13 protein-coding genes and 3 pseudogenes are annotated in these 12,876 nt (G+C 69.6%); 8 read left to right on the forward strand and 8 right to left on the reverse strand.

The genetic code is table 11. From position 1 onward, the window contains the following. Positions 1 to 49: 49 nt before the first annotated feature. Positions 50 to 904, reverse strand: a complete 855-nt coding sequence (locus AC31A1_RS33380; protein ID WP_489656904.1) for an NAD(P)H-binding protein — start codon at positions 902 to 904, stop codon at positions 50 to 52. Between the two features lie 96 nt (positions 905 to 1,000). On the opposite strand from AC31A1_RS33380, the gene AC31A1_RS33385 reads away from it, so the two are divergent. Further along, positions 1,001 to 1,804 carry an AraC family transcriptional regulator gene (locus tag AC31A1_RS33385; protein WP_489656905.1) on the forward strand — a complete coding sequence of 268 codons (804 nt, stop codon included), beginning with the start codon at positions 1,001 to 1,003 and terminating at the stop codon, positions 1,802 to 1,804. A 12-nt stretch (positions 1,805 to 1,816) separates the two neighbouring features. Continuing rightward, a pseudogene (locus AC31A1_RS33390) lies at positions 1,817 to 2,407 on the forward strand (chitosanase); the annotation flags it as partial. Here AC31A1_RS33390 and AC31A1_RS33395 read toward each other — a convergent pair. The 7 genes from AC31A1_RS33395 to AC31A1_RS33425 all read right to left on the reverse strand — a co-directional run bounded on the left by AC31A1_RS33395 (position 2,392) and on the right by AC31A1_RS33425 (position 8,063). Further along, positions 2,392 to 3,756: a nucleobase:cation symporter-2 family protein gene (locus tag AC31A1_RS33395; protein WP_489656906.1), complete on the reverse strand. Its 1,365-nt coding sequence runs from the start codon at positions 3,754 to 3,756 to the stop codon at positions 2,392 to 2,394. The pseudogene AC31A1_RS33390 and the gene AC31A1_RS33395 overlap by 16 nt on opposite strands. Positions 3,757 to 3,981: 225 nt before the next feature. Next, entirely contained in the window at positions 3,982 to 5,361 is a 1,380-nt protein-coding gene (locus AC31A1_RS33400; RefSeq protein WP_489656907.1) for an 8-oxoguanine deaminase, read from the reverse strand. 120 nt (positions 5,362 to 5,481) lie between these two features. Continuing rightward, positions 5,482 to 6,405 (reverse strand): factor-independent urate hydroxylase, encoded by a 924-nt coding sequence (gene pucL, locus AC31A1_RS33405; protein WP_489656908.1) that lies wholly within the window; start codon positions 6,403 to 6,405, stop codon positions 5,482 to 5,484. 5 nt (positions 6,406 to 6,410) lie between these two features. Next, positions 6,411 to 6,809 (reverse strand): hydroxyisourate hydrolase, encoded by a 399-nt coding sequence (gene uraH / locus AC31A1_RS33410; protein WP_489656909.1) that lies wholly within the window; start codon positions 6,807 to 6,809, stop codon positions 6,411 to 6,413. Continuing rightward, complete coding sequence (gene uraD / locus AC31A1_RS33415) at positions 6,806 to 7,324, reverse strand: 2-oxo-4-hydroxy-4-carboxy-5-ureidoimidazoline decarboxylase (RefSeq protein WP_489656910.1); 519 nt, start codon at positions 7,322 to 7,324, stop codon at positions 6,806 to 6,808. The genes uraH and uraD overlap by 4 nt, the downstream gene beginning before the upstream one ends. 122 nt (positions 7,325 to 7,446) lie before the next feature. After that, on the reverse strand, positions 7,447 to 7,815 hold the full coding sequence (locus AC31A1_RS33420; RefSeq protein WP_327400307.1) for a helix-turn-helix domain-containing protein: 369 nt from the start codon (positions 7,813 to 7,815) through the stop codon (positions 7,447 to 7,449). Next, positions 7,812 to 8,063, reverse strand: coding sequence for a YkoF family thiamine-binding protein (locus tag AC31A1_RS33425; RefSeq protein WP_033279483.1), 252 nt, complete (start codon positions 8,061 to 8,063; stop codon positions 7,812 to 7,814). Before AC31A1_RS33425 ends, AC31A1_RS33420 begins: the two co-directional genes overlap by 4 nt. A 148-nt stretch (positions 8,064 to 8,211) precedes the next feature. On the opposite strand from AC31A1_RS33425, the gene AC31A1_RS33430 reads away from it, so the two are divergent. From AC31A1_RS33430 to AC31A1_RS33455, 6 genes and pseudogenes are all read left to right on the forward strand, one after another. Beyond that, on the forward strand, positions 8,212 to 9,042 hold the full coding sequence (locus AC31A1_RS33430) for a TIM barrel protein (RefSeq protein WP_489656911.1): 831 nt from the start codon (positions 8,212 to 8,214) through the stop codon (positions 9,040 to 9,042). A gap of 38 nt (positions 9,043 to 9,080) precedes the next feature. Continuing rightward, on the forward strand, positions 9,081 to 9,971 hold the full coding sequence (locus AC31A1_RS33435) for a 2-hydroxy-3-oxopropionate reductase (protein WP_489656912.1): 891 nt from the start codon (positions 9,081 to 9,083) through the stop codon (positions 9,969 to 9,971). A gap of 118 nt (positions 9,972 to 10,089) precedes the next feature. Next, complete coding sequence (locus tag AC31A1_RS33440; RefSeq protein WP_489656913.1) at positions 10,090 to 11,580, forward strand: catalase; 1,491 nt, start codon at positions 10,090 to 10,092, stop codon at positions 11,578 to 11,580. Positions 11,581 to 11,984: 404 nt separating this feature from the next. Further along, complete coding sequence (locus AC31A1_RS33445; RefSeq protein ID WP_365307205.1) at positions 11,985 to 12,221, forward strand: hypothetical protein; 237 nt, start codon at positions 11,985 to 11,987, stop codon at positions 12,219 to 12,221. Between the two features lie 117 nt (positions 12,222 to 12,338). After that, positions 12,339 to 12,623 (forward strand): annotated as a pseudogene (locus AC31A1_RS33450) (TIGR04222 domain-containing membrane protein); the annotation flags it as partial. A gap of 54 nt (positions 12,624 to 12,677) precedes the next feature. Then, positions 12,678 to 12,876 (forward strand): annotated as a pseudogene (locus AC31A1_RS33455) (TIGR04222 domain-containing membrane protein); the annotation flags it as partial.

The raw sequence follows: 12,876 nt of genomic DNA on the forward strand, positions 1-12,876 counted from the left end.
CCCCCACTCTGATCCGGGCGCACGCCTCCGCTCCGCACCTCCGCCCGGATCACCCTTCCCCGAACGCCGCCCGGTGGTCCTGGACCCACTCCCGGTAGGTCCGCGCCGGCCGGCCCAGGACCTCCCGTACGTCACCGGTCACGACCTCGTTGCCGCCCTCCCGGACGAACTCCCTGCTGATCTCGGAGGCGTCGATGAACGTGTCGCTGAAGCCCAGCCCGAGCAGATACTCCCGCGCCTCGGCCGAGGACAGGTCGCGTACCTCGACGGGGCGCCCGAGAATCCCGGCGAGGACGGCGGCCTGGTCCGGGACGCTGAGTACCTCGGGGCCGGTCAGCGTGTACGTCCGCCCCGAGTGGCCCGGGTCGAGCAGCGCGGCGACCGCCACTTCGGACACATCGCGCGGATCGACGACCCCCTGGCCGCCGTCGCCGCTCGTGTTCGGTACCGGGCTGCCCGCCCGCACGGACGCGGCCCAGCCGAGCGTGTTCGAGGCGAAGGCCGAGGGACGCAGGATCGTCCACTCCAACTCACTGTCCCGCACGGCCTGTTCACCGGGTACGTGCCAGGTGCCGACCGGCCCGATGGCGGGGTCGCCCGCGCCGATTCCGGAGAGTTTCACGATGCGGCGTACGCCCGCCGACCGTGCCGCCTCGACGAGACCCCGGTCGTGCGCGGAGTCGTCCGGGCCGAACACCCCTACCAGGAAGGCGGCTTCGGCACCGGTCATCGCCGCCTCCACCGAGGCCCGGTCGGCGTGGTGGCCCCGCGCCGTCTCAACTCCCTCCGGGAATGGGGCCTTTGCCGGGTCCCGGGTCAGGGCGCGCACCTTCTCACCGCGCGCCGCGAGCTGTCGTACGACTTCACTGCCGATGGTGCCCGTGGCACCCGTAACGAGGATCATGGCCACCACAGTGGGCGGGGAGGCGGCCCTGGTTCTAGGAGATTCCGGCACGTTCGCGGGCCGTGTTCGGACCGGTGACGCGCTTACCGTGGAGGGGTGACGAACGCCCTGTCGCAGCGGGCCGTGCCCCTGCCCGACGAACTGCGCCCCTGGATCGCGCGGGTCGGTGCCCTGCGGCTCGACACCGTGCCGCAGGAACCGTTCGTGCATCTCCCGGACGCGGACACGAAGGTGGTCGTGCGGGTCGAGGGGAACGGCCGGCGCAGCGTCCTTGTCGTCGGGCCGCGCGTCCGGGCCACCTACCACGCGGGCAAGCCGCTGGTGTCCTGCGTGGAGGTGCGACTGGCGCCGGGCACCACGCTGCCGCTGCTGGGAGTTCCGGCGGTCGACCTCGTCGGCCGGGCCGTGTTCCTGGGCGACGTGCCCGGCCGGAAGGCACGCCAACTCTCCGAGGAGCTGCGCTGGTTGGACGCCGACCCGGAGCGGACGGTGGCTCGGCTCGCGGAGGTGCTCCCCGCGCGGCTCACCGCCGTCACGGACTCCTCCCGCACCGAACTCGTGCGAGCCGGCGTCGACGCGATGTCGATCCGCACCGGTCACCTGCCCGGCCCGGTGCCCGACGTGGCCCGTGAACTCGCCGTCAGCGAGCGGCAGTTGAGGAACCTGTTCGCCGAGGGGGTCGGTCTCTCCCCCAAGCACTACGCCCGCATCAACCGCGTCCGCGCCGTACTGGCCCACGCGGCCGAGCTCTCCTGGGCCCAACTCGCCGCCGTCACCGGCTACTACGACCAGTCCCACATGACCTCCGACTTCCGCGCCCTGATGGGTGTCCCGCCCCGGTCGTACTTCACGGGACGGCTCCCGGCGGCGATGCCCTGCCAGTCGGTGCGGCGCGTCTGAATGCGGATGCGGTCAGGGCACTCCGGGTGTCTCGACATGAAGACGCGGTACGCCAATTCATCGAGGACATCGGCGACGGGCGCGGCTACACCGGCGGGATCATCGGTTTCTGCTCCGGTACCGGCGACATGCCGGCGCTCGTCGAGCTGTACACGGAGCGCGGCCCGGGCAATGTCCTCGCCGGCTGTCTGCCCGCGCTGCGGTCGTCAACGGCGCTGCCCCGCACAGCGGGTTGGCCCCGGCTTCCCCTCCGCCTGGCGGAAGGCCGCACACACGTCCGCCGCGTTCCGCAAGGCGCAGCGCGACGAGCGGGACCGCGGCTACCTCGACCCGGCGGCGGCGCGCGCCAAGAAGGACGGGGTGGGCACGCTCGGGCAGTTCGTCTACTACGACGCGATGGTCATGCACGGCCCGGGCACGGCCCCCCTCTGCTTCGGCGGCATCCGCACCCGGGCCCGCAAGCACGCGGCCACTCAGGAGGAGGCGCACAGCGACGTGACCCGGGTCGAGACGGCCCAGCGGGTGTTCCTGAAGAAGGGCGACCTCGACCTGGACACGCCGCTCAAGTGGCAGGTGTACGGGGACAGTTACGAGACCGGCTGACGGGCGACGGGTACGGCTCCGGTCGTACCCCTGGCCTGTTCGCGGGCCCGGCCGAGGTGGTGGAAGACCAGGTTCAGCACCACCGCGGCGACGCAGCCCGTGGAGATGCCCGAGTCGAGGACGATCCGCACGGTCTGCGGGAAGGCGTGGTAGAAGTCCGGCGCCGTGATCGGGACGATGCCGACGGCCAGCGAGACGGCCACGATGAGGATGTTGTCGTCCCGCTCCAGGCCCGCCTTGACGAGGGTCTGGATGCCGCTCGCGGCGACCGAGCCGAACAGGACGACGCCCGCTCCGCCCAGGACCGGGCGCGGTACGACGGCGATGAGCGACGCGGCCATCGGGCACAGGCCCATCAGCACCAGGAAGCCGCCGCCGGTCGCGACGACGTACCGGCTGCGGATGCGGGTCATGGCGACCAGGCCGATGTTCTGGGCGAAGGCGCTGCACATGAAGCCGTTGAAGAGGGGGCTGAGGGCCGAGCCGAGGGTGTCGGCGCGCAGGCCGGCGGCGATGGTCCGTTCGTCCGCGGGGCGGTCGACGATCTCGCCCAACGCCAGCATGTCCGCGGTGGACTCGGTCATCGAGACCACCATCACCACGCACATCGAGATGATCGCGGCGACCTGGAACTGCGGTGCGCCGAAGTGGAACGGGCTCGGGAACCCGATCACGTCGGCGTCCGCGACCGGGCTGAAGTCCGTTGCCCCGAAGGGGATCGCGAGGAGCGTGCCGATCAACAGACCGAGCAGGACGGCTATTTGCTTGACGAAGCCGCGGGTGAAACGGCGGAGCACCAGGACGACGACGAGCGTCGCGGCGGCGAGGCCCAGGTACGTCCGCGAACCGTAGTCGTGCGCCGAGGGGTCGGGCCCCTGCGCCCAGCCGAAGGCGACGGGCAGCAGGGACACGCCTATCAGCGTGATGACGGTGCCGGTGACGACCGGCGGGAAGAAGCGCACCGCCTTGCTGAAGAAGGGGGCGGCGAGGAAGCCGAGGAGGCCGGCGACGATCACCGCGCCGAAGATGACGGGCAGCGCGTCCGACTTGTCCTTGGTGGAGGCCACGATCGCGGTCATCGGGGCGACTCCGGCGAAGGTGACGCCGTTGACGAAGGGCAGCCGGGCGCCGATCTTCCAGATGCCGAGGGTCTGCAGGAAGGTCGCGAGGCCCGCGGTGAAGAGGCAGGCACCGGTGAGGAAGGTGAGTTCGGCGCCGGAGAGGCCGACGGCCGCGCCGACGATCAGCGGCGGGGCGACGACTCCCGCGTACATGGCTGCCACGTGTTGCAGGCCCGTGGTGGCCATCTTGAGTGCGGGAAGTTTCTCGTCGACGGGGTGGATGGTCACGGCGGCTCCTCCGGGCGGGTAACACGTCGGCTCTGACGTGGGTTTCAGGAGGTGGTGCGCGGTCGTGCGGGACCGGGACGGAACCCAGTACACAGGGCGGGTAAGGCCGTTCCGGGGCGCACATGTCCATGTACGCCCCGGCCACGGCCACCGGTCGAGGGCCGTCCCCCTCAACCGGAGATCTTCAACTCAGCGACGCCGTACGGCGATTCACACTGAGCGTGGTCAGCCCTGCGCGGCGATCCGCGCCAGGCGCTGGGCCTCTTCCCGCGTGGAGCGGGCGATCGCGTCCTCGTCGACGTGCAACAGCCGGTTGTCCTCGACGATCTGACGGCCGTTCACGAACGACGCGGTCACCGGTGCCGCCGCGCCGAAGACCAGCGCGGTCACCGGGTCGGCGATCGAGGCGTGGGCGAGGGTGTCCAGGTTCCACAGCACGAGGTCGGCGAGCTTGCCCGGCTCCAGGGAGCCGATCTCGCTTGCGCGGCCCAGGACTTGGGCGCCGCCGTACGTTCCGAGGCGCAGCGCCTGACGGGCGTTGAGGGCCGCTTCGCGGTGGGCGCCGAGGCGGTTGATGAGGAGGGCGTTGCGCAGCTCGGTGTGGAGTTCGCCGGACTCGTTGGACGCGGTGCCGTCGACGCCGAGGCCGACCGGGACGCCGGCGGCGAGCATGTCGGGGACGCGCGCGATCCCGGCCGCAAGGCGGGCGTTGGACGAGGGACAGTGGGCGACACCGGTCTTCGTCCGGGCGAAGGCGGCGATGTCGGAGTCGTTCATGTGGACGCAGTGCGCCATCCACACGTCCTCGCCGAGCCAGCCGGTTGACTCGAAGTAGTCGGTCGGACCCATGCCGAACAGCTCCTTGCAGAACTGCTCCTCCTCGACCGTCTCCGAGCCGTGCGTGTGCAGCCGCACGCCGAGCCGACGGCCCAACTCGGCGCCCTCACGCATGAGTTCGGTGGAGACGGAGAACGGCGAGCACGGCGCGACGGCAACCTGGGTCATCGCGTCGAAGGAGGCGTCGTGGTGCTCCCGTACCGTCGCCTCGGTCGCGGCGAGGGCACCCTCCAGGGTCTCGACGGCGAAGTCCGGGGGCAGGCCGCCGTCCTTCTCGCTGCGGTCCATGGAGCCGCGGGCCAGCGTGAAGCGGACACCCATCTCGCGGGCGGCGCCGATGATCGCGCCGGAGAGGTCGCCGGAGCCCTTGGGGAAGACGTAGTGGTGGTCCAGCGCGGTGGTCACCCCGCCGCGGGCCAGCATCGCGAGGGAACCCTGCGCGGCGGCGCGGACCATCGGCTCGTCGATGCGCGCCCAGGTCGGGTACAGCGCGACGAGCCAGTTGAAGAGGTTGTGGTCGGTCGCCAGACCCCGGGTGATCCACTGGTAGAAGTGGTGGTGGGTGTTGACCAGACCGGGGGTCACCAGGTGGCCCGACGCGTCGATACGGCGTACGACGTTCTCCAGGCCCTCGGGCGCCCGGCCCGCGCCGAGGGACTCGATGCGGTTGCCGGCGACGACCACGTACCCGTGTCCGTACTCGGTGTCGTGGGCGTCCACCGTCGCGATCGAACAGTTCTCGATGACGATGCGCTGAACTGCTGCCATGGTTCGTCCTATTCGCTGTATGGAATGGGCACGGCAGGACCCGGGGATTTGAGTACCGCGGCCCGCACGGGACGGGCGGGCCACGGGTGCCGCAAAAGGAGCCGGTGGAGCGGGAGTTGCTCAGAGGTTGGTGAGATCCACCGGGATCTTCGGCTCGCAGCCGTCCCGCAGGACCGTCGCCTCGATCAGCCCGTAAGGACGATCGGCGGCGAAGTACACCTCGTTCTCGTTCTTCAGCCCGAACGGCTCCAAGTCCACAAGGAAATGGTGCTTGTTGGGGAGGGAGAACCGCACCTCGTCTATCTCGCTGCGGTTGTTGATGATCCGCGAACCCATTTGGTACAGGGTCTGCTGGAGCGACAGCGAGTACGTCTCCGCGAAGGCCTGGAGCATGTGCTTCCTCACCTGCTCGTAGGACTTCTCCCAACTCGGCATCTTCTGCTCGTCGTCGGACCAGTTGAAGCGCCAGCGGGCGGAGACCTGGGTGGCCAGGATGCGGTCGTAGGCCTCGGGGAGGGTCGTGTACTTGTCCTTGACGTAGCCCCAGAACTCGGAGTTGGTCGAGTTCATCACCACGAGGTCCTTGAGCCCGGATATGACCTCCCAGTTCTCACCGTCGTAGGTGATCTGGGTGACCCGGGTCTCCTGGCCCTTGCGGACGAAGGAGTGCTTGACCTCGTCGGCGCCGATGAACTGGGAGTTGGCGTCGGAGGTGTCGATCCGCTCCCAGGAGTACTCCTCGATGCGGATGCGCGCGGTCTTGATCGGCTCCTGCGAGGTCACGAAGTGCCGGGCGAGATGGATGCCGAACTGCTCGGCGGACTCGATGCCGTGCTCCTTGGCGAACGCGTACACCGTGTTCTTGGTGGTGTCGGTCGGCAGCACGTTGGCGTTCGAGCCGGAGTAGTGGACCTCGTCCATGTCGCCGCTCAGCGACACGGAGACGTTGAGGTCCTTGATGTGATGGGTGGCGCCGTCCCGCGTGATCTTGACGACTCGGTTCTCGGCCTTGCCGTACTGGTTCTGTCCAAGAATCGTGGGCATGTCTGCTAGCTCCCTCGGTATACGGAGTAGCCGAACGGGTTGAGCAGCAGCGGTACGTGGTAGTGCTCGCCGGGCTTCACGGCGAAGGTGATCGCCACCTCGGGAAAGAACACTCCGGTCGCACCGCTGTCCCGATTCGCGGGGGCGTCCTGCTGCGCATCGGCTTGCTTCTTTTCGAAATACGGCTCCACGGCGAAGTCGAGCCGTACGTGTGTGGTGCCCTCCGGCAGCGCGGGCAGGTCCTTGCACCGCCCGTCCGCGTCGGTGGCGGAGCCACCGAGCGGCTGCCATTCCCCCAACATGCCGCTACGGACGGCCAGTTGGACTGCGACACCCTCGGCGGGGCGGCCGACGCTCGTGTCCAGGATGTGCGTGGACACCGAGGCGGTGGTGTTGGTGCTCATGCGCGGGCTTCCTCTTCGACGATGCGGGCGAGCCGGATGCGGTTGATCTTGCCCAACTCGGTGCGGACGATCTCGCGTTCCCGCTCCGGCGAGTTGCCGATCCGTTCCCTGACCGCGTCGCGCATCTGCTCGCCGGTGCGGCCGGTGGCGCAGATCAGGAAGACATGGCCGAACTTCTCCTGATACGCCAGGTTGAGGTCGAGCATCTCCGCCCTGAGGTCCTCGGAGGCGCCCGCCATGCCGCGCTGCTCGCGGGCGGAGGTGGGGTCGCCGGGCTTGGGCCGGCCGATCGGCGGGTGACCGGCCATCGCCTCGGCCAGGTCGTCGGCGGTCAGCGCCGCCATCGCGGAGTCGCTCGCGGCGTACAGGTCCTCGGGGCCGGCGTACGGACGGGCGGCGAGCAGCCGCCGCGCCCACGCCGTGGAGGCACACGCGTCGAGGAGCGCGGCGAACGCCGCGTGCTCCTCCAGGACGTTGAACCGGACGAGCCCCGGCGGCATGGAAGTCGAAGTCACGGGGCCTCCGTGGCCTTGTGCTGAACGGGCTGCCCAGTAGCTAACGCCTTGCGAAACACCACGTCAACACTTTGTTGAAAATTCCGGGTAACAAAGCCCCCGGAGCCCCCTCGAAGCGCCTTTCAGGCGTCCTTCTCGCGGTTCAGGTAGTTGTACACGGTGAACCGGCTGACCCCGAGGGCGCTCGCCACGGTCTCCACGCCATGCCGTACCGAGAAGGCGCCCCGCGCCTCCAGTATCCGTACGACCTCCTGCTTGGCCTTGCGGTCGAGGTCCGCGAGGGGCTTGCCCTTCTTGCGTTCCATGGCGGCCAGGATGTGGTCCAGCGAGTCCGCGAGCTGCGGCAGGCGTACGGCGACCACGTCGGCGCCCTCCCAGGCGAGCACGACGTCGTCGGGGCCGGCCTCGTCGGGCGGGAGCATCTCGCCGCCCATGGCATCGACCAGCGGCTTCACGGCCGTAATGAACGGCTCGTCCGCGATACCGGTCACCGGTCGCCCTCGCCGATCACGTTGAGCTGGAGCGAGACCCGGGTGGCACCGGCCTCCAGGGTCCGGCGCAGCAGCGCGTCGACGGCGGTGAGCACCGCGTCGGTACCGCCCTCGGCCGTGTTGCCGAACGGCCCGACGTCCACGGCGTCCAGCTCCGCAGCCTCGATGACCTCCCGGGCCACCAGCGCGTGCGCGGGTGCCTCGTCGAGATCGAAGGGCTCTGTCGTGAACTCCACTCGCAATCGCACGCGCACAACCTAACGCGCGGTGCCGTTTTCCGCCGAGCCCTCTTGACAAGCTCCGACACCCGACGGCAATCTTCCATTAAGCAGAAACGAACTTCCGTAATACGGAATTACGATACTGACTCTCGACACGGAAGGGAGCGCGGCCCCCATGGGATTCGAAGACCAGCGCTTCAACGTCAACCTGTCGATCCTGTTCACCGAGCTCCCGCTCCTGGAGCGCCCCGCGGCGGCCGCCGCGGCCGGCTTCACCGCGGTCGAGCTGTGGTGGCCCTGGGTCGACTCCCCCACCCCCGAGCAGTCCCAACTGGACGCGCTCAAGCGGGCGTTGGAGGACGCGGGCGTCCAGCTGACCGGCCTGAACTTCTACGCCGGCCGGCTCCCGGGCCCGGACCGAGGCGCCTTGTCGATCCCCGGCGAGGAGTCGGAGAGGTTCCGCGCGAACATCGACGTGGCCGCCGGCTTCGCCCACTCGCTCGGCGCCACGGCCCTCAACGCGCTCTACGGCAACCGCGTCGCCGGCGTCGACCCCGCCGAGCAGGACGCGCTCGCGCTGGAGAACCTGGTCCTCGCGGCCCGCGCCGCCGACCGGATCGGCGCGGTCCTGCTGATCGAGGCCCTCAACAAGCCCGAGTCGCCGCTGTACCCGCTCGTCAGCGCGCCTGCCGCCGTGGACGTCGTCGACAAGGTCAACGCCGCGTCCGGCCTCGGCAACGCGCGCTTCCTCATGGACCTCTACCACCTGTCCATGAACGGCGAGGAACTCCCGTCCGTGATCGAGCAGTTCACGGCGAGGACCGGCCATGTGCAGATCGCGGACAACCCGGGCCGCGGCGCCCCCGGCACCGGCACACTCCCGCTCGAAGACCTCCTCGACCAGCTGCGGAAGAGCGGCTACGACGGCTGGGTGGGCCTGGAGTACAAGCCCGGCGACCGCCCGAGCGCCGAGGCCTTCGACTGGCTCCCGCGCGCAGCGCGCTGAACTCCCCTGACTTTGCTGAGCAGTTAGAGAGGCACCCCATGAGCAATCTCCCCAAGATCGCCTGGATAGGCCTCGGCATCATGGGCTCCCCCATGTCCGAGAACCTGATCAAGACGGGCTACGACGTCACCGGATTCACCCTGGAGCAGGACAAGCTGGACCGCCTGACCGCCGCCGGCGGCACCGCGGCCGGCTCCATCGCCGAGGCCGTGCGGGACGCCGACGTGGTGATCACCATGGTGCCCGCGTCCCCGCAGGTCGAGGCCATCGCCTACGGCCCGGACGGCATCCTGGAGAACGCCCGCGCCGGCACCCTCCTGATCGACATGTCGTCGATCACCCCGCAGACCTCGGTGGACCTGGCAAAGGCCGCCGTGGACAAGGGAGTTCGGGTCCTGGACGCTCCCGTCTCCGGCGGCGAGGCCGGTGCGATCGAGGCCGTGCTGTCCATCATGGTCGGCGGCGGACAGTCCGACTTCGAGGAGGCCGAGCCGATCTTCGACGCGCTCGGCCGGACCATCGTGCTGTGCGGTCCGCACGGTTCGGGTCAAACCGTGAAGGCCGCCAACCAGCTGATCGTCGCCGTGAACATCCAGGCGTGCGCGGAGGCCGTGGTCTTCCTGGAGAAGTCGGGCGTGGACCTGGCGGCGGCACTCGACGTCCTGGGCGGCGGGCTCGCGGGCTCCACCGTGCTGACGCGGAAGAAGGACAACTTCCTCAACCGCGACTTCAAGCCGGGCTTCCGGATCGACCTGCACCACAAGGACATGGGCATCGTCACGGACGCGGCCCGCAACGTCGGCGCCGCGCTGCCCGTGGGCGCCGTGGTGGCCCAGCTGGTCGCGTCACTGCGCGCCCAGGGCGACGGCGGCCTCGACCACTCGGCGCTCCTGCGCGCCGTGGAGCGCCTGTCGGGCTCGCAGCTCTGACACCCCTCAGACCCCGGGCGGCGCCGTCGCTGACAACTGTCCTGTCGCGCCCAGGCGTTGGCGCCGCCCGGAACCATGCTCACTCACCAGTTCAACACTTTGTCGAGGATTGCTCCCCATGTCGAAGCGCGTGCTCACGACCGAGTCCGGCGCCCCGGTCGCCGACAACCAGAACTCCGCCTCCGCCGGCATCGGCGGCCCGCTCCTCCTCCAGGACCAGCATCTGCTGGAGAAGCTCGCCCGGTTCAACCGCGAGCGCATCCCGGTGGGGGCCCCTCCCACGCCCTTAAGGCAGTGGGGGAGTGTGGTGCACGCCCGGGGCTCCGGCGCCTACGGCTACTTCGAGGTCACCGACGACGTCACCGGCTTCACCCACGCCGACTTCCTGAACACGGTCGGCAAGCGCACCGAGGTGTTCCTGCGCTTCTCCACGGTCGCCGACTCGCTCGGCGGCGCGGACGCGGTGCGCGACCCGCGCGGCTTCGCGGTCAAGTTCTATACGGAGCAGGGGAATTACGACCTCGTCGGGAACAACACCCCGGTGTTCTTCATCAAGGACCCCATAAAATTCCCGGACTTCATCCACTCGCAGAAGCGTGACCCCTTCACGGGCCGTCAAGAGCCGGACAACGTATGGGACTTCTGGGCGCACAGCCCCGAGGCCACGCACCAGGTGACCTGGCTGATGGGCGACCGCGGCATCCCGGCGTCGTACCGCCACATGAACGGCTACGGCTCGCACACCTATCAGTGGACGAACGCGGAGGGCGAGGCCTTCTTCGTCAAGTACCACTTCAAGACGAACCAGGGCGTGCGCAGCCTGTCTTCCGACCAGGCGGCGGAGCTCGCGGGCAAGAACCCCAACTCCCATCAGACGGACCTGCTTCAGGCCATCGAGCGGGGCGTGAACCCGTCCTGGACCTTGCACGTCCAGCTCATGCCGGCGGCGGACGCGGCGGAGTACCGCTTCAACCCGTTCGACCTCACGAAGGTGTGGCCGCACCGGGACTACCCGCTCCAGCGCGTGGGCCGCCTGGTCCTGGACCGCAACCCGGACAACGTGTTCGCCGAGGTCGAGCAGGCCGCGTTCTCCCCGAACAACTTCGTGCCGGGCATCGGCCCTTCGCCCGACAAGATGCTCCAGGGCCGCCTGTTCGCCTACGCGGACGCGCACCGCTACCGCCTGGGCGTCAACCACACCCTGCTCGCGGTGAACGCCCCGAAGGCGACAACGGCGCAGAACTACGGCCGGGACGGCTTCATGGCGTCCAACTCCCAGGGCCGGTCAGCGAAGAACTACGAGCCGAACTCCTACGACGGCCCGACCGAGACCGGCCACGCCCTGTCCGCCCCTCTCTCGGTCACCGGCTACACGGGCACGCACGAGGCCCCGCAGCACACCAAGGACGACGACTTCTACCAGGCGGGCGAGTTGTACCGCCTGATGTCGCCGGAGGAGCGGTCCCGACTCGTCGCGAACATCGCCGGCGGCCTCGCCCAGGTCTCCCGCGACGACGTGATCGAGAAGAACCTCGACCATTTCCACGCGGCCGACCCCGAGTACGGCCGACGCGTGGAGGAGGCGGTCCACGCCCTGCGCGAGGACTGAACCGGGCACCGAAGACCGCAGGATTCAACAGACGGCCCGTGCGTGCCGGACGACCCGGATGAGGGGTGGTCACCGGCACCGCGCGGGCAGGGCCAGGACCGCGGCGGAATGCGAGCCAGTGCGGTGGTCAAGGTTCCAGGGGCTGCTTCTCGACCTGAGGGAAGAAGCACCCGGTCCCGTCGCGACCGCCGCGGTCCCAGCCGAAGGCTTTTACGGAGGCGGAGGCCCCCAGGGCTTCCCTTTTGAGACCGCAGACTCCGTCCGGCGGCGCGAACGTCCTGTCGCGCCCAGCCTCGCGCCGTCGGACGGCCACCACGACGAGCGCCGGATACGGACAGTCCCGTATCCGGCGCTCTTCGGCGTTTCCGGGTGCGGATCCGCCGTGGGCACAGCAGCCTGAAGGCATGGCACACCCATCGGAACACCCGCACATCGTGGTCCATCCCCCGGCGCTGGACGGCTCCCGCCGGGTCACCACCGGTGACGAGACCCTCGGTATCGCGTCCCACCTCGACGATGTCGTCGAGATCCTGCGCCTTGCCGATCTGGACCGGATCGAGGTGGAGGAGAGCGACCTGATCGACTGGCAGGGCGGCGGGCCCGAGGACTGGCCCGGCCTGTCGGAGCACCACGATCAGTGAACCTCAAATAAACCTCTGAACCCCCCTGCCGAGGCTTCAACCACCCCTGAACGCGGGCACGTTGGTCGCACGAGGCCCGCCGGCACGGGGGCGGCGGGCCTCGTATCAGGGGGTGTCATGAGCGGCGATCCGACGATCCGGCTCCAGCCTCACGAGGTCGCGCTACTGCGGGGTGGTTCTCGTGCGGCCGTGACTGTGGCGGTGGTTGCCTTGCATCTGCGGGGTGAGGTGCGGGCTGGGCGGCCCGGCACGATGCGGACGTCGGGGGTGTCTGCGGCGGCGGGGGCGCTTCCTCGTCTTACGAAGGCTGTGCACTCCGCGCTCTACCGGCCCGCGGGTATGCGGGAGTTGCTTGATCGGCGGGGTGTGAGTGAGGCGCTCGGTGAGTTGCGTGGGGATCTTGTGGCGGCGGGGTTGCTGCGCAGGTTTCCGCCTCGGCGTACTCGCGCTGCGCGCGTGCTGTTGAAGTCCCTGGGCGTTCAACTCCCGTTGCCTGCCGGGCGGGAGGGTGTGTCGTCGGATGATGTTCTGCTGGCGGTTGCCCTGTACGGGGACAAGGCGTTGTTCTCGCTTGTGCCGCGTTTTGCTGAGGCGGCGGGGTTGACCGGTCGGGGTGGGAGTGCGGACGAGGGGTTGCCGCGGGCCTGGGGTGGGG

Source organism: Streptomyces sp. P5F9, from assembly GCF_057961495.1.